18 protein-coding genes and 1 tRNA gene are annotated in these 22,129 nt (G+C 70.1%); 11 read left to right on the forward strand and 8 right to left on the reverse strand.

Going from position 1 to position 22,129, the window contains the following annotated elements; genetic code table 11:
- Window positions 1–506: 506 nt before the first annotated feature.
- The 3 genes from PG878_RS11710 to PG878_RS11720 all read right to left on the reverse strand — a co-directional run bounded on the left by PG878_RS11710 (window position 507) and on the right by PG878_RS11720 (window position 4,807).
- On the reverse strand, window positions 507–1,466 hold the full coding sequence (locus PG878_RS11710) for a homoserine kinase (protein ID WP_209029131.1): 960 nt from the start codon (window positions 1,464–1,466) through the stop codon (window positions 507–509).
- A gap of 5 nt (window positions 1,467–1,471) precedes the next feature.
- Entirely contained in the window at window positions 1,472–3,997 is a 2,526-nt protein-coding gene (gene thrA / locus PG878_RS11715; RefSeq protein ID WP_209029130.1) for a bifunctional aspartate kinase/homoserine dehydrogenase I, read from the reverse strand.
- A gap of 462 nt (window positions 3,998–4,459) precedes the next feature.
- Entirely contained in the window at window positions 4,460–4,807 is a 348-nt protein-coding gene (locus tag PG878_RS11720) for a hypothetical protein (protein WP_244663556.1), read from the reverse strand.
- 354 nt (window positions 4,808–5,161) lie between these two features.
- Between PG878_RS11720 and PG878_RS11725 the strand changes: the two genes are divergently transcribed.
- From PG878_RS11725 to PG878_RS11765, 9 genes are all read left to right on the forward strand, one after another.
- Window positions 5,162–5,238, forward strand: a tRNA-Arg gene (locus PG878_RS11725).
- A gap of 233 nt (window positions 5,239–5,471) precedes the next feature.
- On the forward strand, window positions 5,472–7,004 hold the full coding sequence (amaB, locus tag PG878_RS11730) for an L-piperidine-6-carboxylate dehydrogenase (protein ID WP_209029129.1): 1,533 nt from the start codon (window positions 5,472–5,474) through the stop codon (window positions 7,002–7,004).
- Between the two features lie 66 nt (window positions 7,005–7,070).
- The gene (locus tag PG878_RS11735) at window positions 7,071–7,352 is read left to right on the forward strand and encodes a DUF4190 domain-containing protein (protein ID WP_209029128.1); all 282 of its coding nucleotides are present in this window, start codon (window positions 7,071–7,073) and stop codon (window positions 7,350–7,352) included.
- Window positions 7,349–8,122 carry a class I SAM-dependent methyltransferase gene (locus tag PG878_RS11740; protein WP_209029127.1) on the forward strand — a complete coding sequence of 258 codons (774 nt, stop codon included), beginning with the start codon at window positions 7,349–7,351 and terminating at the stop codon, window positions 8,120–8,122. The genes PG878_RS11735 and PG878_RS11740 overlap by 4 nt, the downstream gene beginning before the upstream one ends.
- Before the next feature lie 8 nt (window positions 8,123–8,130).
- Entirely contained in the window at window positions 8,131–9,186 is a 1,056-nt protein-coding gene (locus PG878_RS11745) for a quinone-dependent dihydroorotate dehydrogenase (protein ID WP_209029126.1), read from the forward strand.
- Window positions 9,183–10,226 carry a UDP-N-acetylmuramate dehydrogenase gene (gene murB, locus PG878_RS11750; protein WP_209029125.1) on the forward strand — a complete coding sequence of 348 codons (1,044 nt, stop codon included), beginning with the start codon at window positions 9,183–9,185 and terminating at the stop codon, window positions 10,224–10,226. The genes PG878_RS11745 and murB overlap by 4 nt, the downstream gene beginning before the upstream one ends.
- A gap of 32 nt (window positions 10,227–10,258) precedes the next feature.
- On the forward strand, window positions 10,259–11,128 hold the full coding sequence (locus tag PG878_RS11755; protein WP_209029323.1) for a DMT family transporter: 870 nt from the start codon (window positions 10,259–10,261) through the stop codon (window positions 11,126–11,128).
- A 29-nt stretch (window positions 11,129–11,157) separates the two neighbouring features.
- Window positions 11,158–11,895 (forward strand): aspartate/glutamate racemase family protein, encoded by a 738-nt coding sequence (locus PG878_RS11760; RefSeq protein WP_425510427.1) that lies wholly within the window; start codon window positions 11,158–11,160, stop codon window positions 11,893–11,895.
- A gap of 2 nt (window positions 11,896–11,897) precedes the next feature.
- Window positions 11,898–13,070 carry a TPM domain-containing protein gene (locus PG878_RS11765; protein WP_209029123.1) on the forward strand — a complete coding sequence of 391 codons (1,173 nt, stop codon included), beginning with the start codon at window positions 11,898–11,900 and terminating at the stop codon, window positions 13,068–13,070.
- 4 nt (window positions 13,071–13,074) lie between these two features.
- On the opposite strand, the gene PG878_RS11770 is transcribed toward PG878_RS11765, so the two are convergent.
- The 5 genes from PG878_RS11770 to ispG form a co-directional block, all read right to left on the reverse strand.
- Complete coding sequence (locus PG878_RS11770) at window positions 13,075–14,634, reverse strand: J domain-containing protein (protein ID WP_209029122.1); 1,560 nt, start codon at window positions 14,632–14,634, stop codon at window positions 13,075–13,077.
- Window positions 14,631–16,322, reverse strand: a complete 1,692-nt coding sequence (locus PG878_RS11775; RefSeq protein ID WP_209029121.1) for a molecular chaperone HscC — start codon at window positions 16,320–16,322, stop codon at window positions 14,631–14,633. The genes PG878_RS11770 and PG878_RS11775 overlap by 4 nt, the downstream gene beginning before the upstream one ends.
- Before the next feature lie 38 nt (window positions 16,323–16,360).
- The gene (locus PG878_RS11780; RefSeq protein ID WP_209029120.1) at window positions 16,361–18,055 is read right to left on the reverse strand and encodes a hypothetical protein; all 1,695 of its coding nucleotides are present in this window, start codon (window positions 18,053–18,055) and stop codon (window positions 16,361–16,363) included.
- 147 nt (window positions 18,056–18,202) lie between these two features.
- Complete coding sequence (locus tag PG878_RS11785) at window positions 18,203–18,913, reverse strand: phosphatase PAP2 family protein (protein ID WP_209029119.1); 711 nt, start codon at window positions 18,911–18,913, stop codon at window positions 18,203–18,205.
- On the reverse strand, window positions 18,894–20,159 hold the full coding sequence (gene ispG, locus PG878_RS11790) for a flavodoxin-dependent (E)-4-hydroxy-3-methylbut-2-enyl-diphosphate synthase (RefSeq protein WP_209029118.1): 1,266 nt from the start codon (window positions 20,157–20,159) through the stop codon (window positions 18,894–18,896). Before ispG ends, PG878_RS11785 begins: the two co-directional genes overlap by 20 nt.
- A 124-nt stretch (window positions 20,160–20,283) precedes the next feature.
- Here ispG and PG878_RS11795 point away from each other — a divergent pair, with 124 nt between their 5' ends.
- Window positions 20,284–21,507, forward strand: a complete 1,224-nt coding sequence (locus PG878_RS11795) for an ATP-binding protein (RefSeq protein WP_209029117.1) — start codon at window positions 20,284–20,286, stop codon at window positions 21,505–21,507.
- Window positions 21,504–22,070, forward strand: coding sequence for a response regulator transcription factor (locus tag PG878_RS11800; protein ID WP_209029116.1), 567 nt, complete (start codon window positions 21,504–21,506; stop codon window positions 22,068–22,070). Before PG878_RS11795 ends, PG878_RS11800 begins: the two co-directional genes overlap by 4 nt.
- The last annotated feature ends 59 nt before the right edge of the window (window positions 22,071–22,129 follow it).

Consider the following 22,129-nt stretch of genomic DNA (forward strand, 5'->3'; position numbering starts at 1 on the left):
CGACAGGTTCTACCTGTCATGTGGGTCGCGGCTGAAGCCGCTCCTACAGTTCTTCTTGTCCGACACTCAAGCAACAAGCAACAAGCAACAGCAAAGGCTTTCGCCCTTGCGGGCGAGTTACTTTTCTTTGCTCGCGCAAAGAAAAGGTAACCAAAAGAAAGCGCGCCCTGCCTCGCGCCCTCCGCGCTGCGCGCTCCGGGTCCGCGTCCATCGCGGGGATCCGCGGAAGGGGCATCCTGCCCCTGCCGCGGACGGCGTACATCCATGTACGCCGCCCTTCGGGTGTTTCCCCGCGATGGCCGCCGCTTCGGAAGGGAACCCGGTACGGCAACAGCAACAACAACAAGAGCAATAACCAGAGCAACAGCAACGGCAACGGCAACGGCAACGGCAACGGCAACGGCTACTGCGACAGCAAAAGCAAAATCGGTAACAGCAACAATATCGATAGCGGCAGCGGCAGTAGCGGCAGCAACAAAGGCGTCAACCGCAGCGCCAACACTCCGCTAAAGCAACGTCGCACCCGGACACTGCAACGGCGACACCCAATGCTGGCTGCCGAAGCCCGCGTCCGCGAAGGCCGCCTGCACCGCCGGCGCCGCCGCCTCCGCCTCGGCACGGCTGGCGAACCAGGCGAACACGCTCGGACCAGCGCCGGAAATGCCCGCGCCCATCGCCCCCGCCGCCAATGCCGCCGCCTTGGCCGCGTCGAAACCGACGATCAGCGGCGCGCGGCGCGGCTCGATCAGCACGTCGCACAAGCCGGCGCGTACCAGCGCCTCGTCGCCGGCATGGCAACCCGCCAACACCAACGCCAGGTTCGCGCTCTGCGCCACGAACTCGCCGAGCCGGTACTCCCCGGCCAATGCCGCGCGCGCATGGCGCGTCTCCAGCGTCGCGTCCGGATGCACCAGCAGGCTGTGCCAGCCGCTCGGCACCGGTACCGGCACCAGCCGTTCCAAGGTCGACAGCACCAGGCCGCCCAGCAGCATCGGGCCGAGGTTGTCGCCATGCCGACTGCCGCTGGCCACTGCCTCACCGTCCAGCGCGTAGCGATACAACTGCTCGCGTGACAGCGGTACGTCCAACAAGGCATTGGCCGCCACCAGCGCGGCCACGCACGAGGCGGCCGAGCCGCCCATGCCGGAGCTGAGCGGGATGCCCTTGTCGATCTCCAGTTCGAAGCCGAACGGCAGCGCCAACGCCTCGCGCAGCGACATCAGCGCGGCACCGGCGGTATTGCGCGCGGCCTCCAACGGCAAGGCCACGGTGGTGCCGCGGATCGCGGCGATGCGCACTTCGGGCGCGTCGATGCGGCGCACCGTCACCGTGTCGCCGACGCCCTCCACCGCGTAGCCCAGCAGGTCGAAGCCCACCGCCACGTTGGCCACCGAGGCCGGCGCGAACGCGCGGGCCTGCGTCGGCAGTGCAGCGGTGCCGACGACACCGCCCGGCAGCGTCTGCATCCGGCTCACAGGCGCGCGCCCTCGCCCGCCGCCACCCGCAGCAGGTCGGCGAAAACACCGGCCGCGGTCACTTCCGGGCCGGCGCCCGGTCCCTGCACCACCAGGGGATTGTTGCAGTAACGGCGCGTGGTGAACTGCACCACGTTGTCGGTCAGGCGCAGATTGGCGAAGGCATGGTCGGCCGGCAGTTCCACCAGGCCGACGCTGGGCGCATGGCCCGGCGCCAGCCGCGCCACGTAGCGCAGCACGCAGCCGCGCGCCTTGGCCGCCTGCAGGCGCTGCGCGAAGACGGCATCGACTTCGTGCAGGCGCGCCATGAAATCGTCCACGCTGGCCTGGCGCAGTGCCTCCGGCACCAGGCTTTCCACCGCCACGTCCTCCAGGCTCAGTTCGTGCCCGGCCTCGCGCGCCAGGATCACCAGCTTGCGCGCCACGTCGGTGCCGGACAGGTCGTCGCGCGGGTCAGGTTCGGTGTAGCCCATGCCGCGCGCCTCGGCCACCAGTTGCGCAAAGGGCACGCTGCCGTCGTACTTGTTGAACAGCCAGGCCAGGGTGCCGGAGAAGATGCCCTCGATCGCGGTGACGGCGTCGCCGGTATCGACCAGGTCGCGCAAGGTGGTGATCACCGGCAGGCCGGCACCGACCGTGGCCTCGTAGCGGAAGCGCGCGCCGCTGGCGGCAGCCGCGGCACGGATGGCGTGGAAGCGCGGCAGCGGCCCGGCGCCGGCCTGTTTGTTCGGGGTCACCACGTGGATGCCGGCGGCCAACCAGCCGGCATAGCGGTCGGCGACGTCGGCACTGCCGCTGCAGTCGATGATCACCGCATGCGGCAGGTGCGCCGACAGCAGGTGCGCGGTGAACGCGTCCAGATCGGTCGGCTGCTGCCCGGTGGCCAGCGCCTGCCGCCAGTCGCCGGCGAAGGCGCGCGGCTCCAGCCGCATCGTGCTGCGCGAGGCGACCGCGCGCAGGCGCAGGTCGAGGTTGGCCTTGGCCAGCAGTTGCGGCTGCGCGGCGCGCAACTGGTCCAGCAGCGCGGCACCGACATTGCCCGGCCCGATCACGCCGACCGAGAAGGTCTGCGGCGACAGCCAGAAGCCGGCATGCGCGGCGCGCAGCGCCTTGGTCGCATGGGCGCTGTCGATGGCCACCGAGATGTTGCGCTCGGACGAGCCCTGCGCGATCGCCAGGATGTTGACCTGGGCGCGGCCCAACGATTCGAACAGGCGCGCGGCCACGCCGGGCTGGCCGGCCATGCCGTCGCCGACCGCCGCCAGCACGCTGATGCCGGTGGTCAGCTGCACGCGCTGCACCTGGCCGACCACCAGTTCGTGCGCGAACGCGGAAAGCACCGCGTCGCGCGCGCGCTCGGCCTCGTTCTGCCGCACCACGCAGCAGATGGAATGTTCGGACGACCCCTGCGAGATCATTACCACCGACACCCGCGCGTTGCGCAGCGCGGCGAACACGCGTTCGGCGGTGCCGGGCACGCCGATCAGGCCGGTGCCTTCCAGATTCAGCACGGCCAGGTCCGGGCTCAGGGTCAGGCCCTTGATCGGGCCGCTGGTGGCGCTGCTGGCGGTGATGCGGGTGCCCGGGTGTTCGGGCTGGAAGGTATTGCGGATGATGATGGGCAGGCCGCGCTCGATCGCCGGCGACATGGTCTGCGGATGCACGACCTTGGCACCGAAATACGCCAGTTCGCAGGCTTCGTCGTAGCTGAGCGTCTCCAGTTGTACCGCCTCGGGCACCACCCGCGGATCGGCCGAGAGCACGCCGTCGACGTCGGTCCAGATGTGCAGTTCGGCCGCCTCGAACAAGGCGGCGAAGATCGCGCCGGAGTAGTCGCTGCCGTTGCGGCCGAGCGTGGTGATGCGGCCGGCGCGGTCGCGGGCGACGAAGCCGGTGACCACGATGCGCTGCTGCGGGTGCTGCGCGCGCCACTGCGCCAGGCGCTGCGCGCTGGCTTCCCAGTCCACGTCCACGCCCAGTTCGCCGCGGTCGACCACCAGCACCTCGCGCGCGTCCAGCACCGCGCAGTCCTCGCCCAGCGCCCGCAGGTGATCGCCCAGCAGTTGCGCCGAATACACCTCGCCCAGGCCCTGCACGCGGTCCAGCACTTCCCGCGGCAGCTCGCCGATCACGGCCAGCGCGGCGAGGATCTCGGCTAGATGCTCGAAGCGCGCGTCCAGCCATTCCACCGTGGCGCCGGCGTGCTCGCCGAGCAGCGCCACGGCGGCGGCGCGATGGCGAGCGCGGGTCTCGTGCCAGCGCTCGCGCCAGTCGCCGTGACCGCGCGCGGCCAGCTCGGCCAGGCCGATCAAGGCATCGGTGACGCCCTTCATCGCCGAGACGACGGTGACCTGGAGACGTTCCGGGCGCGCCAGCAGCAGTTGCGCGACATGGCGGTAGCGTTCGGCATCGGCCACCGAGGTGCCGCCGAACTTGTGCACGACGGTGGCGGTGGCGAGCGCAGGATCGACGGCGGAATCGGGCGAAGCGGCGACAGCGGAAGCGACGGCGGGGGACGACATGGGAGACCTCGGAGTGGAGGCCCCGCTCGCATCAGGCCGAGGGAGTCCCCCGCATCCTGATCCGGGTGCGGGGCCGTGGTGTTCGACGATCAGACGAAGACGACGGGCCGCACCGGGCGAATGGTGAGGGTGGTAATACCGGTGGTAATGCCCGCAGCGACCGCTGCCACGCGCCGAAGCGAACGCGGAAACGAGGAAGCGACGAGGGCGTGGACCAGAGGCATGGACGCAAGAGGACATCATGCGCCGGGGCGCTGTCAAGCGCCGCGTGTGCGACCGCAGCATCGACCAGCCGGCCGCACAGGACGGTTGCAAAAGTGACTATCGCGAAAGCCTGAAAAACCCGGTGTTGCGCCGGTTTGCGCAGCAGGCAAGCGTAGGAGAAGACCGATACGCCCCATAGCGAACGATCCGCACCGACCAAGCGCGCGACGCCCGTGGCGCCGCGCGCTTGCGCACGCCTTACTGCTGTTTCTGATCCGCCGGCGGCGTCTGCGGCGGCTGCTGCGGATCCGGGTTGGCCGGGTCCTGCGGCGTGGTCGGCGACGCGCCGTCCTGCCCCTGCATGGTGCCCTGGGCGGCGTCGGTGCCAGTGGTACCGGTCGCCGTGCCGCTGGCGTCGCCGCTGGTGCTGCCCGCCGGGGCGGTGCTGCCTGCCGGAGCGGTGCTGCCGCCTGCCGGGCTACCGTCGGCCGCGGCCGGCGGGTTGGCCGCATTCGGATCGGTGGCCGGCTGGTCGCCGTCGCGCTTGCACGCTGCCAGGGCAGCCAGCATCGAACCGACCAGGACCATCTTCATTGCTGTTTTCATCTGTGACTCCTGCTTCGCATAGGGGTGGGAATCGCTGCGGGCATGCCGGAAAAACCGGCGGTCACGCCAGCCCGAGGCGACCAGGACCGCCGATGCGCGGCGGCGATCGCCCCGCCGCAGGAACTGCGGTCGGGACGCTTGTAGCAGACGCGGCGGATGCGACTCCGTCCGTCATGTGTCGCCTCTGCAACGACGCGGGATCGCAGCGCGAATCGCCGCCAAGCGCAGTGGCCGACGTCCGCAGCCTACGCAGGGCGATGCTCAGTCCGCGTCGGTACAAGGTGTAGAGGACGTTATTGCAGGCCGGGGCGACAACGCGCGATTCAGCGTCGTAGAATCCCCCGGCAGGCCAATGGCCCCGTAGCTCAGCTGGATAGAGCGGTCCCCTCCTAAGGGACAGGTCGTGCGTTCGAATCGCGCCGGGGTCACCATTTCGTTCATGTCGCCCACAGCGGCCGTCGTGCGCCCTGCCGCATTCTCCTTACTCGTCGATGCAAGCCCCGCCGGGCGGAAGGCATGCCTGCGGCACGCTTTTTCGCGCTCGCCGCGCGCCCAGGCAGGCGACGGCGGCCGGCTGCGTCCGGTCTGCTAAAATTGCCGGCTGCGCGTCCCGCGTCCCCCGCCTGCGGTCGCCTTCACTGTCGCAACGAACCCAGGAGATTCCATGTCCGCTGACCTGCTCAAGGCGCTCGGCCTCGCCGCCACCAACTCCGGCACCTATCTCGGCAATGGCGAGTGGTCCAGCGCCACCGGCGCCGGCGTGCTGCAGCCGCTGAACCCGTCCAGCAACGCCGTCATCGCCGAGGTGCAGGCCACCACCGAGCAGGACTACGAGACCGTGATCGCCCGCGCCCAGGCCGCGTTCAAGGTCTGGCGCACCACCCCGGCGCCGCGCCGCGGCGAAGCGGTGCGGCTGTGCGGCGAGGCGCTGCGCAAGCACAAGGACGCGCTGGGCTCGCTGGTCGCGCTGGAAATGGGCAAGAGCAAGCCGGAAGGCGACGGCGAAGTGCAGGAGATGATCGACATCGCCGATTTCGCGGTCGGCCAGAGCCGCATGCTGTACGGCTACACGCTGCACTCGGAGCGCCCAGGGCACCGCATGTACGAGCAGTACCAGCCGCTGGGCCTGGTCGGCATCATCAGCGCGTTCAACTTCCCGGTCGCGGTGTGGAGCTGGAACGCGTTCCTGGCGGCGATCTGCGGCGACATCTGCATCTGGAAGCCGTCCAACAAGACCCCGCTGACCGCGATCGCGTCGATGAAGATCTGCAACGACGCGCTGCGCGATGCGGGCTTCCCGGACATCTTCTTCCTGATCAACGACGCCGGCGTGGCCCTGTCCGAGCGCCTGGTCGAGGACACCCGCATCCCGCTGATCAGCTTCACCGGCTCCACCCAGGTCGGCCGCGTCGTCGCCGAGAAGTGCGCGCGCCGCCTGGGCCGCTGCCTGCTGGAACTGGGCGGCAACAACGCCATCATCCTCGACGAGAGCGCCGACCTGAAGCTGGCGATCCCCGGCATCGTGTTCGGCGCGGTCGGCACCGCCGGCCAGCGCTGCACCACCACGCGCCGCCTGATCGTGCACGAATCGATCTACGACACCGTGCTGGCGACCCTGGTCAAGGCCTACAAGCAGGTCGAAGGCAAGATCGGCGACCCCACCGACCCGGCCAACCTGATGGGCCCGCTGAACAGCCGCGGCGCGGTCGAGCAGTTCCTGGACTCGATCGCCAAGGCCAAGGCCGCCGGCGGCACCGTCGAGACCGGCGGCACCGCGCTGGACCGTCCGGGCAACTTCGTGCTGCCGGCCATCGTCACCGGGCTGAAGAACAGCGATGAAGTCGTCCAGCACGAGACCTTCGCGCCGATCCTGTACGTGATGAAGTACAGCACCCTGGACGAGGCCATCGACATGCAGAACGGCGTGCCGCAGGGCCTGTCCTCGTCGATCTTCACCCAGAACCTGAAGGCGGCGGAGAAGTTCCTGTCGGCGGCCGGCAGCGACTGCGGCATCGCCAACGTCAACATCGGCACCTCCGGCGCCGAGATCGGTGGCGCCTTCGGCGGCGAGAAGGACACCGGCGGCGGCCGCGAATCCGGCTCGGACGCGTGGAAGGTGTACATGCGCCGGCAGACCAACACGATCAACTATTCCGACTCGCTGCCGCTGGCGCAGGGCATCAAGTTCGATCTGTGACGCGGTGAGCGCGGCGGCCGCGCCCCTGCGGCCGCCGCCCCTTTCCTTCTGCAAGGAGCGAGCGCGATGAGTCAGGTGCGCGAAACCAATTCCCTGGCGGTGGTCAGCCTGGTCGCCGGGATCCTCGGCTGGACCCTGATGCCGGTGCTGGGCAGCCTCGGCGCGATCATCACCGGGCACCTGGCGCGGGCGGAGATCCGCCGCCAGCCGCAACGCTTCCAGGGCGATGGCCTGGCGGTGGGCGGGCTGATCCTGGGCTGGACCGCGGTGGTGCTGGCGATCCTGGCGGTGCTGGCCTTCGTGCTGTTCTTCGGGGGGCTGGCGTGGTTCGCCAGCACCCAGTCGTGAGCCGGGACGCCGCCGCGCCGCGCGAGCGCTTCAGCGACCGCGTCGCCGACTACGTGCGCTACCGCCCCAGCTATCCGCCGGCGCTGCTCGACTGGGTGCATAGCGAACTCGGCGTGGCCCGCGATGCGCTGGTCGCCGACATCGGCGCCGGCACCGGGATCTCCACGCGCCTGTTCCTGCAGGCCGGACACCCGACCCTGGCAGTGGAACCGAACGCGGCGATGCGCGCGGCCGCCGAGGAATTGCTGCAGGATCAGCCGGGCTTCCGTGCCATCGACGGCAGCGCCGAGGCCACCACCCTGGCCGACGCCAGCGTCGATGTGATCAGCGCCGCGCAGGCCTTCCACTGGTTCGATCTGGAGGCGGTGCGCCGCGAATGGGCGCGGGTGCTGCGCCCCGGTGGCCTGGCGCTGGTGTACTGGAACTCGCGCCTGCTCGACGCCACGCCGTTCCTGGAAGGCTACGAGCAGTTGCTGCTGGAGTACGGCACCGACTACAGCGCGGTGGCCGAGCGCTACCACGACGATGCCACCATGCAGCGCTGGTTCGGCGCCGGCCTGCGCGGCACCGCGCAGTTCCCCAACGAGCAGCGCATGGACTTCGATGCGTTGCGCGGCCGCCTGCTGTCGTCCTCCTACGCGCCGCTGCCCGGCCACCCGCGGCACGCGCCGATGCTGGAAGCGCTGCGCGCGCTGTTCGACCGGCACCAGCGCGACGGCGTCATCGCGTTCCATTACCGCACCCGCGCCTTCGCCGGGACGCTGAACTGAGCCACGCCATGTATTCCCTCGCCCGACCGTTCCTGTTCGCCTTCGACGCCGAGCGCGCGCACGCCCTGGGCCTGCGCGCCATCGAGCTGGCCTACCGCACCGGCACCAATCCGCTGCTGGCGCGCACGATCGCGCCGATGCCCACGCGCGCCTTCGGCCTGGAGTTTCCCAATCCGGTCGGGCTGGCCGCGGGCCTGGACAAGAACGGCGAGCACATCGATGCGTTGCTGGCGCTGGGCTTCGGCTTCGTCGAGATCGGCACCGTCACCCCGCGCGCGCAGGCCGGCAATCCGCAGCCGCGCATGTTCCGGCTGCCGCGGCAGCGGGCGGTGATCAACCGCATGGGCTTCAACAACCTGGGCGTGGATGCGCTGGTGCGCAACGTCGAGCGCGCGCGGCGCCGGCGCGGCCTGCTCGGCATCAACATCGGCAAGAACAAGGACACCCCGAACGAGGACGCCGCGTCCGACTACCTGCACTGCCTGGAGAAGGTCTACGCGCTGTCCGACTACGTCACCGTCAACATCTCCTCGCCCAACACCGCCGGCCTGCGCGAACTGCAGGAGGAACAGGCGCTGCGGCACCTGATCGCGCGCCTGCGCGAGGCGCAGGAAGCGCTGGCGGCGCGCCACGGCAAGCGCGTGCCGATGCTGGTCAAGGTGGCGCCGGACCTGAGCGACAGCGACATCGATGCGGCCGCGCGGGTGCTGTCGGACCTGCAGGTGGACGGGGTGATCGCCACCAATACCACCGTCGCCCGTCCCGGCCTGGAGCACGAGCCGCTGGGTGGCGAAAGCGGCGGCCTGTCCGGCGCGCCGCTGCTGGGCCAGTCCACCCTGGTGCTGCGCCGGCTGCGCGCGCGCCTGCCCGAGAGCATCCCGCTGATCGGCGTCGGCGGCATCCTGTCCGGCGCCGACGCGGTGGCGAAGATGGCCGCTGGTGCGGCCCTGGTGCAGTGCTACAGCGGACTGGTGTTCCGCGGTCCGGAGCTGATCGGCGAGTGCGTGGAGGCGATGCGCCGGCGCCGCGAAGCGCCCAGCCGCGGGGACGTGGTCGCGCCATGAGCACCACGGCCTGGTCGCTCACCGCGCAGGCGCCGCTGCAGGCGCTCAACACCTTCCACGTCGCCGCACAGGCGCCGTGGCTGCTGCAGATCTTCGCGCCCGAGGCGCTGCCCGAGGCGCTGCTGGCGCCGGAGCTGGCCGGCGCCGCGCTGCTGCCGCTGGGCAGCGGCAGCAACATGCTGTTCGCCGGCGATGCGCCGGGCGTGGTGCTGTGCTTCGCCAACCGCAGCATCGACACCCTGGAGCACCGCGCCGACTACGCCATCGTCCGCGCCGGCGCCGGCGTGGGCTGGCACGAACTGGTGATGTGGTCGCTGGCGCAGGGCCTGTCCGGCCTGGAGAACCTGGCGCTGATCCCGGGCACGGTCGGCGCCGCGCCGATCCAGAACATCGGCGCCTACGGCGCGCAGATGGGCGAGTTCGTGCATGTGGTCGAGGCCTACGACCGTGCCGATGCGCGCTTCGTGCGGCTGGACGCGGCCGCCTGCGAGTTCGGCTACCGCGACAGCCTGTTCAAGCGCCAGCCCGACCGCTACCTGATCGCCGCGGTGGAGTTCAACCTGCCGCGGCTGCACGCGCTGCGCCTGGACTACGCCGGCATCGGCGAGGAACTGCAGGCGATGGGCATCGCCACGCCCGGCGCACCCGACGTGGCCCAGGCGGTGATCAACATCCGCCGGCGCAAGCTGCCCGAGCCGGACGTGCTCGGCAACGCCGGCAGCTTCTTCAAGAATCCGCTGCTGCCGCTGGAACAGGCGCTGGCGCTGCAGCACGAACACCCGGCGTTGCCGGTGTTTCCCGGCGACGACGACAGCCAGCGCAAGCTGTCGGCGGCGTGGCTGATTGAGGCCTGCGGCTGGAAGGGCTACCGCGACGGCGACGCCGGCGTGTCCGCCGCGCACGCGCTGGTGCTGGTCAACCACGGCCAGGCCAGCGGCGCCGAACTGCTGGCGCTGGCGCGGCGCATCACCGCCTCGGTGGGCGAGCGCTTCGGCGTCATCCTGGAGCCGGAACCGCGCATCGTCGGCGCGCAGTGGTAAGCGCGCCCACGCCGCTGCGCGCGGCGCTGCTGATGCTGGCCAGTACGATGGCCTTCGGGCTGATGGTGGTGGCGATCCGGTTGGCATCGGCACACCTGTCCACACTGCAGATCGCCTTCTTCCGCAACCTGTTCGGCCTGCTGTTCCTGCTGCCGATGCTGCTGCACCCGGGCCGGCCATGGCCGCGCACCGCGCAACTGCCGCGCTATTTGCTGCGCACCGCGATCGGCCTGGTGTCGATGCTGGCCGGGTTCTGGGCGATCGGCCACCTGCCGCTGTCGCAGGCGATCGCCCTGTCCTATTCCACCCCGCTGTTCGCGACCCTGGCCGCCGCGCTATGGCTGGGCGAGACGGTGCGCCTGCGGCGCTGGCTGGCGGTGCTGTGCGGCTTCGCCGGCGTGCTGCTGATCGTGCGCCCCGGCGCCGCCGCGTTCAGCCCCGGCACCCTGGTGGCGGTGCTGGCCGCGGTGATGAGCGCATTGGTCGCGATCCAGATCAAGCAGCTGGCGCGCGTGGACGCGGCCAACACGGTGGTGTTCTACACCTACGCGTTCTGGGTGCCGATGTCGCTGCTGCCGGCGCTGTTCGTATGGCGCTGGCCGCAGGGCATCGACTGGCTGTGGCTGCTGGCCACCGGCCTGTTCGGCACCCTCGGCCAGTTGCTGTGGACGCACGCGCTGCGCCTCGGCGAGGTCTCCGCGCTGACCCCGATCAGCTTCACCCAGCTGCCGCTGGTGGCGCTGTTCGGCTGGTGGCTGTTCGACGAGACCCCGGACGGCGGCACCGTGCTGGGCGCAGTGGTGATCCTCGGCGCCAACGCCTACATCGCCCATCGCGAGGCGGTGCTGGCGCGACGCGCGGCACGCGCCGGTGCCGGCACGCCACCGACGCTGGACGCCTGAGTGCCACGCGCGGTCGCCGCACGCGGCCGATGCCGCTACCATCCTCGCGCACTCGACACGGCGGCACGCGACCCAGGATGAAGACCATCGGCATGATCGGCGGCATGAGCTGGGAATCCACCCTGCCCTACTACCGGCACATCAACGAGACGGTGCGCGCACAACTGGGCGGACTGCATTCGGCCAAGCTCCTGCTGCACAGCGTGGACTTCCACGAGATCGCGCAGTACCAGCGCGACGGCGACTGGAATGCGGCCGGCGCCGCGCTGGCGGCGTCGGCGCGGGCATTGCAGGCCGGCGGCGCCGATTTCCTGGTGTTGTGCACCAACACCATGCACTGCGTCGCCGACGCGATCGCCGCCGCGGTCCGGCTGCCGCTGCTGCACATCGCCGATGCCACCGCCGATGCGCTGCAGGCCGCCGGCATCGTCCGCGTCGGCCTGCTCGGCACGCGCTTCACCATGGAGCAGGCGTTCTACCGCGAACGGCTGCAGCGGCGCGGCTTCGACGTGCTGATCCCGGATGCGCCGGCGCGCGAGGACGTGCACCGCATCATCTACGAGGAACTGTGCCAGGGCGTGGTCCAGGCATCGTCGCGGCTGCGCTACCGCGAGGTGATCGCGGGGCTGCAGGCGCAGGGCGCCGAGGCGGTGATCCTGGGTTGCACCGAGATCGGCTTGCTGGTCGGCCCCGCCGACGCGGCGGTGCCGCTGTTCGACACGACCGTACTGCACGCGCGGGCCGCGGCCCTGCACAGCCTGGCCTAGCGATGCGCGAGCAGTTCCCACACGTCATCGTCCCGCGCCGCAGCCGCTGCACGCTGCGCGCCTGGGCGCCGTTCCGGCTCGGCGCCCTGCTGCTCCTGGCCCTGCTGCTGTGGCCGGCGCTCGGCAGCGGCGCTGTCGCCATTCCGCCCTACACGCCGAACGTGGTCGATCCCGCCGGCACGCTCAGCGCGGACGACACCCAGCGGATCAACGCGGCGCTGCAGCGTCTGCGCGACCGTCAGCACATCTGGGGCGCGGTCTACATCGTGCCGTCGCTGCAGGACGAGCCGATCGAGCGCCTGGCCGAGCGCGCCTTCCGCACCTGGCGGCTCGGCCGGCAGGGCAGCGACAACGGCCTGCTGCTGGTGCTGGCGATGCAGGACCGGCGTTCGCGCTTCGAGGTCGGCTACGGCCTGGAGGGCGTGCTGCCCGACGTGGTCGCGCGACACGCGCTGGACGACTACCTGGCCCCGCGCCTGCGCCAGGGCGACACCGCCGACGCCATCGTGGCCGCCTTCGACTTCATGGGCCGCGCCGCTGCGCAGGATCCCGAAGCCGTCGCCGAACTGGCGCAACCGGCCGACGAGGGCATGCACTGGCGGCGCGGCGCCATCGCCTGGGCGGGCCTGCTGGTGCTGGTGTGGCTGCTGCTGCCGCTGCGCAGTGCCTGGACCGGCATCCTGCGCAGGCGCCTGTTGCGGCGGCACCCGCGCCTGGCGGGCAAGCCCGAGGAACTGGTGCAGGACACCGCACGTGGCGGCTTCTGGGCGTGGTTCATCCGCCTGTTCCTGAGCGCCAACCCCGGCATCTTCGTGGTACTGCTGTCGGCCAGGTCGATGACGATGACGGTGATCTTCCTGGCACTGGAGCTGCTGATCCTGCTGCTGACCCTGGCCATCGCCACACAGCGCTACCGCTCGCCGCAGCGCTACAGCCGCTTCCTGCAGGCGCTCACGCGGCGGCGCAATGCGCTGATCCGCAAGGGCCATATCGCCGAAACCGCGCCCGGCGTGTTCGCCTACACCGCCAGCTACTACGCCGCCCAGGCCGCCAAGGAACGCGCCGCGGCCGAGTCCGCAGGATCGTCCTCGTCCTCCTCGTCTTCGTCCTCCAGCAGCGACTCGTCCTCCGGCGGCGGCAGCTCGGGCGGCGGCGGCGCCAGTTCGAGCTGGTAACCGGTCAGGCCACCGCCTTCTTTCTGGCTCTCCACTGCGAGATCAGATCGCCAAGCCAGGCGATCGCGGTGCCACCGAGCGTGACCTGCGGGTAGAGGATCAACATGCCGACCCCCAAGAAGGCAGCCTTGAGCACAAAGAATCCAGCCCACACCCAGCCCCACCCCCATGCCAACTGAAGCCGGTATCCAGCACGGCGCATCCAGCGTACAACCGCGATCACCAACAGCGGAAAGGCGATGGCTGCGGCAGCCGGGGACTTGTCCGCTGCAATGCAGGCAATGGCGACCATGCCAAGCATCGGGATGAAGAAGCGCTGCAACAGCGGGTGTCTGACGCAGGCATCGGTTTCGTGTCTGGACTGCCAACGCAGCAGCGAAGCGAAGCAGTCCCAGGCAAGCCAGCCACCCACGATGAGCGCGGCGCCGTAGCCGCCGGCCTTCAGCATCGGCGAGATACCGGGCGCGGGATTACGATCGAGCATCGCCAACAAGAGGCACAGAAGCAGGAAGGCTGCTGCCGCGATCAGGCTACGCGCCACTCCGATCATGAAGGCAATCGGATTGAACATGTGCCGTTCGCCGGCCAGGTACCAGGTGTTGGCACGTTCCCGATGCAACGGCGGTGGTGGCTTGCGGCCATCCGGCACGTAGCCGATCAGTTCGAGCAGCCGCCGCATGCGGGTGGGCCGGCCCGGCCACAGCATCGCCGCGAACACTGCACCGTCAGACGCACTCGGGCCCAGCAACGCCAGCAACTTGCGTACATAGGGAACCGACGCATCCGGGTCGCCGCGCCGCCGCAGTGCCTCGCTCAACTCTCCATAGCCGGACGGTTGCAGTCGCCAACGCTGGTGCATCCGTGCGCAGGCATGCTGCACGAGGTAGGGATCGGGAGCGTCCAGTGCCTGCTCCCAATCGAAGAAATCGGCCAGCACCTCGTAGTGGTAGAGACTGAGCGTTTCCTCGTGTTCGAGCAGATGGCGCTGCAGGTCGGCACCGATCTGCGGTTTGTGGTCCAACGACCATAGCTCCGGTTGCGCGAGCAGCCAGGCGCGGAGCGCTGCCGGTTCCAGTCGTTGCGCTTGATGCAGGATGCGCACCTGCATCTGTGCCACGTCAACGGACGGGGGCTCCGTATCGGCAGGTTCGATTCTTGATGCGAGAGCCGGATGCCGGATGGACGGCGGCTCGGCGGCCTCAGGCACCGCGAAGCGTTCGGGCGCTTCCGAGACGTTGGCGGGCTGAAGCACGTCAGCATCCAGCTGCGTGGGCGCCGGCGCGGTTTCCTGCGCCAAAGAAGCGCGTGCAAACCCAACGTCCAGGTGATCCCGAGGTACATCCTGCTGGCTGTCCGGGCCGTGGAAGGCCGGCTCGGCCGGGCGAGGCGCGGCGGCAAATTGCCGCGCCCAGCCAAGCGCCGCCTGATAGGTCTCGTGGAGTTGCTGAAAGCCCGCCGGATCTTCGTCCGGACGGGTCACCTTCAGGCGCGCCGCGTAGGCCCGCTTGATGGCGCGCTCGTCGGCGTCCTCATCCAGCCCCAGCGCCGCCAATGCCCAGCTCATGCGCGCGCTTCCAGCTCGTCCAGTGCCTGAGCCAGTTCCTGGCGATGGCGTTCGATACGGACCGTCTCCTGGCTTTCGAGCACCTCGCGGAATTGGTCGAGCCAACGCTGCAACGTCTGGCGTTCGTCGATGTACTCCTCGTAGACACGTTCGATGCGTGCCAGCATCGCCAGGTTCTGCTGCTGGTCGCGCGGGTGCACCTTCAGTTCCGCCAGCGCCAGCAAGCGCCGGGCGATTTCGTCGCGGTCGAGCAGCCCTGGATTCTGTTCGAGGATCAATTCGTGCCGCTTGCCGGTGGCCTCCTCGACCACCTCGACCTGCAGCAATCCGTCCACGTCATAGGTGAAACGGGTCAGCACGCTCTGCTCGCTGCGCGGGCGTTTGGGATCCAGCGCCACCCGCACTTCGCCCAGCTTGATGTTGCGCTCCACCATGGGGTTCTCGCCCTGGTAGACGTCGATGACCACTTCGGTCTGCCGCTCGTGGATGGGATAGAAGGTGTCTTCGCGACTGACCGGCACCACGCTGTTGCGCGGGATGATCGGATGGAAATACCCGTTGCGCAGTTGCCCATCGCCGCCGCGGCGCGACACCTGCGTTCCCAGCGTATAAGGACAGACATCGGTCAACACCACCTCGCGCAGGCTCTCGTCGCGGCTCTTCAGACCGGCCGCCACCACCGCCCCCAGGGCGATCGCATGATCGGGATTGACGTGGCGCAGCGGCAGGCGGCCGAGCATGCGCGTGGCCAGGCGGCTGATCATCGGCATGCGCACCGCGCCGCCGACCAGCACGATGTCGTCCAGCTCCGACGGCCGCAACTTGGCATCGCGCAGCGCACGCTCGATCGGTGCGCGCATGCGCTGCAGCAGCGGCTCGGCCAGTTGGGCGAAGCGCGACTCGTCGATTTCCCAGCTGTACGCCTGCCCGGCGATGCTCAGGCTCAATGCGGCCTGCGCCTGGGTGCTCAGTTCGCGCTTGAGTTGCTCGACCCGTCGCCGCAACTGGGCGCTGTCGCTGGGCGCGAGCTTGGCCGGATCGAGCCGATGCTCGGTACAGAAACCGTCCACCAGCACCTGCAGGAAGTCTTCGCCACCGAGGAAGTTGTCGCCTGCGCTCGCATGCACTTCCACCACGCCGTCGAACATTTCCAACAGGGACACGTCGAACGTGCCGCCGCCGAGATCCAGCACCAGCACGCGGCCTTCTCCCCCGCGTTCCTGCAGCCCGTAGGCCAGCGCGGCGGCGGTCGGCTCGTTGATCAAGCGTTCGACGCGGATGCCGGCCAGTTCGCCGGCCACCCGGGTGGCCTTGCGTTGCGCGTCGGAGAAATAGGCAGGCACGCTGATGACCGCTTCCTCGACCTTTTCACCCAGCGCGGCCTCGGCGTCGGCGATCAGGGAGCGCAGGATCAGCGCGGACAGCTCTTCCGGACGGAAACTGCGCTGTCCCAACCTGGTCTCGCGCGGGCTGCCCATCCAGCGCTTGAACGCGGCCACGCTGTGGCCCGGATGGGTCACCAGGCGATCGCGGGCGGGCTGGCCGACCAGCAGGTTGCCATCGTCGTCGACGCTGACCACCGACGGGGTCAACAGGCCGCCGTGTGGATTGGCGAACAGGCGCCCACCGTCGGCGTCGTGGATGCCGATCAGCGAGTGGGTGGTGCCGAGGTCGATACCTACGATCATGTGCGGATCCTTGTGTCCCGTCCGTTGCAAAAAAATGGTTATCGCTGCCCTTGCATGGCCTGACGCTGCGTGTCCTGGATGAACGAAATCGCCCAGAGCAGCGAGGCGAACATGATGCCGGGCCAAGGGCCTGCCTGCACTGTCAGGACAACGAGCGCACCGGCCACGCCCAGAGCGGCGAGCCCAGGGACGACCGTCCTGCGGGATTCGGCATCCTCCAAGCGACCGATCATGCGCCAGGCCGCGACGTACGCGAGCACTACGCCGGTGATCGTGTCCCAGGCACCACTGCGTATCCAGGTCAGTACGACGGCGCTGGCCGCCGGCAGCGCCCAGAAGTGCGCAATGCGCTTGCTCCAGTTCGCAAGCGTGGTGCGCGCCTGCCAGCGGGCGGCCATCTGCGTCAGCACCACTGCACTGCAGATCGCCAGTGCTGTCGGGAGCGCGCCGAAAAACGCGGCGATGTCCACCGTGACCGCAGACGGCAGCAGCAGCACCGCGACGAGAGCGAGCACGGGTGCGACCACCAGCATGCGTGCCAGATCGACGACCAACTGCCAGCCATGCGGGCGACGCCGGTCGCCGAGTTGCTTCCAGAAGCGCATGTGGCGCGGCTCAATTGCCGCCGGCAAGCCCCCGGGGAACCATCGGTCGATGATGTCGCAGATGTGGTACATCCGCGTCGGCCGCGGCGGCAGCAAGGCAAACAGGAGGCAATGCCATCGCGATGCTGGCCCGACCACGTATGCCCTCAACCTGGCGGCCTGGCACGGCGTCGTTTTTTGCCCGTGCACCGCGTCCAGCTCGTATGCCAGCAGCGCCGCATCGCCATCAGGCGTCAGCTCGGCCAGCCGTCGCCGCGTGCGCTCCTTGATCCGCGCCGTTTCGGTGACGTTGTACAGCCACGCTCGGTCGTGGTGGTCGTGGTCGAGCTGCTTCCAAAGGAATGCCTTCGAGAGCGTGTCGATGGTCTCCAGGTGTAGCGAAGTGTGCTGCTCGTGCTGCTCGCGCAGCGCGCGCAGCACACGCACGCCGATCGCCGCGCGAATGTCGGAAAGCGCGGCGTCTCGCTTAGACAGCCAGTGGGACAGAAAGTCCGGCGACTGTTCAAGGGCGATTGCCAGCACGCGACCGGTCCAGAGCGCCTCGCGGAGGTCGTTGTCAGACTCATCGGAGAAGCAGTCGATCAAGACGTCGACGACCGCATCCGAGATCGTCAGGCCAGCACGTATCACTTCGGTGGCGATGGCCTGGCCGATGCGCGGACGCATTTCCAGGGACCACAGCTCCGGCAGCGCGCGCAACCAGGCGCCGAACGTCGCCGCGGGCAGGGTCTGCGCCGCCGCGACGATGCGTGCGGCCCGCTCCTGCGCATAGGCATCGTCCTGCCATTGCGCCAGTTCGGCCTCCAGCGCCAGGTCGTGCACGGCTTCGGCCCGCGGGCGAGGCCGCGGTCGCACCTGTGCCTCTTCGACCCACGGGGCGGCGGCCAGGCGCGGCGCCGTGCCGACGTCCGCGTCTTCGACCCTCGCGCCGTCGCGATCTGGCGATGTCGCCGTTTCGGCTTCCGCTTGCGCCCTCGCCAATGCCGCCTGGTAGGTCTCGTACAACTGCTGGAATGCGACCGGGTCGTCGTCGGGCCGGGTGGTCTTCAAGCGCAGCGCGTAGGCGCGCTTGATCGCGCGCGCGTCCGCGTCGGGCGGCAGTCCCAGCGCCTCGGCGGCCCAACTCATCGACGAGGCTCCGCCGCCGCATTGCTGCGCCGTCTGACGTCCATCCCCTGCTTGCCCCCTATCCCTGCAAGATCGCGTTATCGGCGAGCGCCGCCGGAACTTGAGCGCGCTGCGCTACGGTGCGTCGCCACCCATCGAAAGGTGCCGCTAGGACAGCGCGCGCCGCACGCGCCAGCGCGGCCGGCGCGCGCCGCGGAACAGCAGCAGGTACAGCCCCACCACCCACACCAGCGCCGCGCTCCAGCCGCCGAGGATGTCGGAGGGGTAATGCACGCCCAGGTACACCCGCGACACGCCAACCAGCAGGGTGAAGCTGCCGGCCAGCCACAGCACCGGCCAGCGCCAGCGGGTACGCCAGCTCAGCGCGATCAGCACCGCTGCCAGGGTCATCGAGCCCATCGCATGGCCACTGGGGAAACTGAAGGTGTGGTGCTCGGGCGCGATCGACTCCCACAGGCTGGGCCGGTCGCGCTGGAAGAACTGCTTGGCGCCCATGTTGAGCAGCGCCGAGCCGATGAAGGACAGCGCGGCGAACAGCGCCTCGCGCCAGCGGCGCAGGCCCAGCAGCGCCAGCACGATCAGCGTGTCCAGCGGGATCACCCCGTACTGGTAGCCGGCCTCGGTGATCACGGTGAAGAAGCGGTCCCAGCCGGGGCTGGTCAGACCGCGCATGCTCCACAGCAACGGCTCGTCGAAATACAGGTCTTCGAGTGCGTGCACGTCCTCGGCCAGGGCCACGAACACGCCCAGCGGCAGCAACACCCCGGCGAACAGCAGCACCACGCGCCAGGCGTTCAGCCGCAGCCAGCGGCGCAGCCCGGCCGCCTCGGCGGCGGACTCACCCGGTGCGGCGGACATAGGTGCGTTCGACGTACTCGTCGATCAGCGCCACGAACTCCTGGGCGATGTTCTCGCCGCGCAGCGTCACCTTCTTCTCGCCGTCGATGAACACCGGCGCGGCCGGCGCCTCGCCGGTGCCCGGCAGCGAGATGCCGATGTTGGCGTGGCGCGACTCGCCCGGCCCGTTGACCACGCAGCCCATCACCGCCAGGGTCATGCTCTCCGCGCCGGGATGGCTCACCTTCCACTCCGGCATCTTCGCGCGGACGTGGTTCTGCACCACCTTGGCCAGCTCCTGGAAGAACTCGGAGGTGGTGCGGCCGCAGCCCGGGCAGGCGGTGACCAGGGGGGTGAAGGCACGCTGGCCGGTGGTCTGCAGCAGTTCCTGGGCGACGATCACTTCCTGCGTGCGCGACTGCCCCGGCTCCGGGGTCAGCGAGATGCGGATGGTGTCGCCGATGCCTTCCTGCAGCAGCACCGCCAGCGCCGCGCTGGAGGCGACGATGCCCTTGCTGCCGATGCCGGCCTCGGTCAGGCCCAGGTGCAGGGCGAAGTCCGAGCGCTGCGCCAGGTCGCGGTACACCGCGATCAGTTCCTGCACGCCGCTGACCTTGCAACTGAGCACGATGCGGTCGCGGCCCAGGCCCAGCTCCACCGCGCGCTCGGCCGAGTCCAGCGCCGAGCGGATCAGCGCCTCGCGCAGCACCCGGCCGGCATCCCACGGCACCTCGCGCCGCGAGTTCTCGTCCATCAACTGCGCCGCCAGCGCCTGGTCCAGCGAACCCCAGTTGGCGCCGATGCGCACCGGCTTGTCGTACTTCAGCGCGAACTCGATCAGCTGCGCGAACTGGGTGTCCTTCTTCTTGCCGAAGCCGACGTTGCCGGGATTGATCCGGTACTTGGCCAGCGCCTCGGCACAGGCCGGCTCGGCGGCCAGCAACTGGTGGCCGTTGTAGTGGAAGTCGCCGATCAGCGGCACTTCGATGCCCATCATCCGCAGCTTGTCGACGATGCGCGGGATCGCCGCGGCCGACTCCGGATTGTTGACGGTCAGGCGCACCAGTTCCGAGCCGGCGCGCCACAGTTCGGCCACCTGCTTGACCGAGGAGGCGACGTCGGCGGTGTCGGTGTTGGTCATCGACTGCACCACCACCGGCTTGCCGCCGCCCATGGTGACGCCGCCGATGCGGACCGGCTGGGTGAGACGGCGCGCCCAGGGCGCGGCATCGGCGGGAGGCGTGGGGCGGCTGACGGCGTCGTACATGCGCCCATTTTAGCCTGTGCGGCGCGTCCTGCCGCACGCGCCGGCGCCGCCGATTCAGCGAGGCGGCGCCGCTGCGACGGTTTGTCGCAGGCAGGCCCCCGGCCCAGCGCATACGATGCGCAGCATGGATTCCACCGACGCCTCCTTCCTGCGCACCCTGTGCAGCCTGCGCTGGCTGGCCACCGCCGGCCAGGCCGCGACGATCCTGGTGGCGACCTGGCCGCTGCAGCTGCCGCTGCCGCAGGCGCCGCTGTGGGCCGGCGTGGCGGTGCTGGCGCTGTTCAACCTGTACGCGCAGCTGCGCCTGCGCCATGCCGACTCGGCCGCGCCGGCCACCGCCTTCGGCCACATCCTGGTCGACGTGACGGTATTGACCTGGATGGTCGGCTGGAGCGGCGGCATCGGCAACGCCTTCGGCTCGCTGTTCCTGGTGCTGATCGCGCTGGCGGTGCTGGCGCTGCCGCTGCGCTGGGCGCTGGCGGTGGCGCTGGCCTGCGTGGCCGGCTATGCCGTGAGCGCGCTGTTCGGCCTGCCGCTGCCGCACGGCCCCTACCAGGCGCTGGACCTGCAGCGCTGGGGCATGGCCGCCAATTTCCTGCTGTCCACGGTGGTGGTACTGGTGTTCTCCACGCGTCTGGCGATGGCCATGCGCGAACGCGAACGCGAGCTGGCGCTGCTGCGCGAGCGCTTCACCCGCAACGAGGGCATCGTCGCCCTGGCCACCCATGCCGCCTCGGTGGCGCACGAGCTGAACACCCCGCTGGCGACCATGACTCTGCTCACCGACGACATCGCCGAGCAGAGCACCCAGCCGGAGCTGCGCGAAGACCTGGACACGCTGCGCGAACTGCTGGTGCAGTGCCGCGAGCGGGTGCTGGCGCTGGCCGCCCCGGCGCAGCGCGCCGGCGGGCAGACGGTGTCGCTGGCGCAGGTGCTGCACCAGTGGCAACTGGTGCGGCCGACCGTGCGCCTGCGCCGCAACGACGACGCGCCGCTGCAGCTTCGCATGGAAAGCGCCATCGGTCATCTGCTGCAGGTCCTGCTGAACAATGCCGCCGACGCCGGCGAACGCGCCGGCCACCCGCAGGTGGACCTGAACGTGCGGGTCACCGGCAGCGAACTGGTCGGCGAGGTACGCGACTACGGCGGCGGCTTCGACGCCAACCAGGTCGGCCTGCCGGCCACCCTGTTCCGCAGCGGCAAGCCCGAGAGCATGGGCGTGGGCCTGGCGCTGTCGCATGCGACCATCGAACGCCTGGGCGGCGACCTGTGGACCGAGCCGGCGCCGGACCATGGCGCCCGGGTCGGCTTCCGCCTGCCGCTGCTCGCCCTGGAGACCTCCGCATGAACACCGAGACCCCGCTGGGCCTGCTGGTCGACGACGATCCGCTGTACCTGCGCACCCTGCAGCGCACCCTCGCCCGCCGCGGCCTGGAGACGCGCACCGCCGACAGCGCCGCCGCCGCGCTGGCGCTGGCCACCGAGGCGCCGCCGGACTACGCGCTGATCGACCTCAAGCTCGGCGACGAATCCGGCCTGGCGCTGATCCAGCCGCTGCGCGCGATCCGCGCCGACATGCAGATCCTGCTGGTCACCGGCTACGCCAGCATCGCCACCGCGGTGGAGGCGATCAAGCTCGGCGCCGACGACTACCTGCCCAAGCCGGCCACGGTGCCGATGATCCTGCGCGCGATCGGCCTGGAGGCCGAGGAGGACGAAGACGAGGACGGCAGCGACGTGCCCGACGCGATGACCCCGCTCAGCCGCCTGCAGTGGGAGCACATCCAGCAGGCCATGCACGAGACCGGCGGCAACGTGTCCGCGGCCGCACGCCTGCTCGGCATGCACCGCCGCTCGCTGCAGCGCAAGCTGGCCAAGCGGCCCAGCCCGCAGCGCGACCCGCCACGCTGAACGCGCGGCGCGGCGCGCCGCCGCGGTGGCCTGCCCCCTTCCGGCCAGCGCTCAAGTCC

The sequence above is a fragment of the Xanthomonas hawaiiensis genome, from assembly GCF_031834635.1.
Lineage (GTDB): Bacteria > Pseudomonadota > Gammaproteobacteria > Xanthomonadales > Xanthomonadaceae > Xanthomonas_A > Xanthomonas_A sacchari.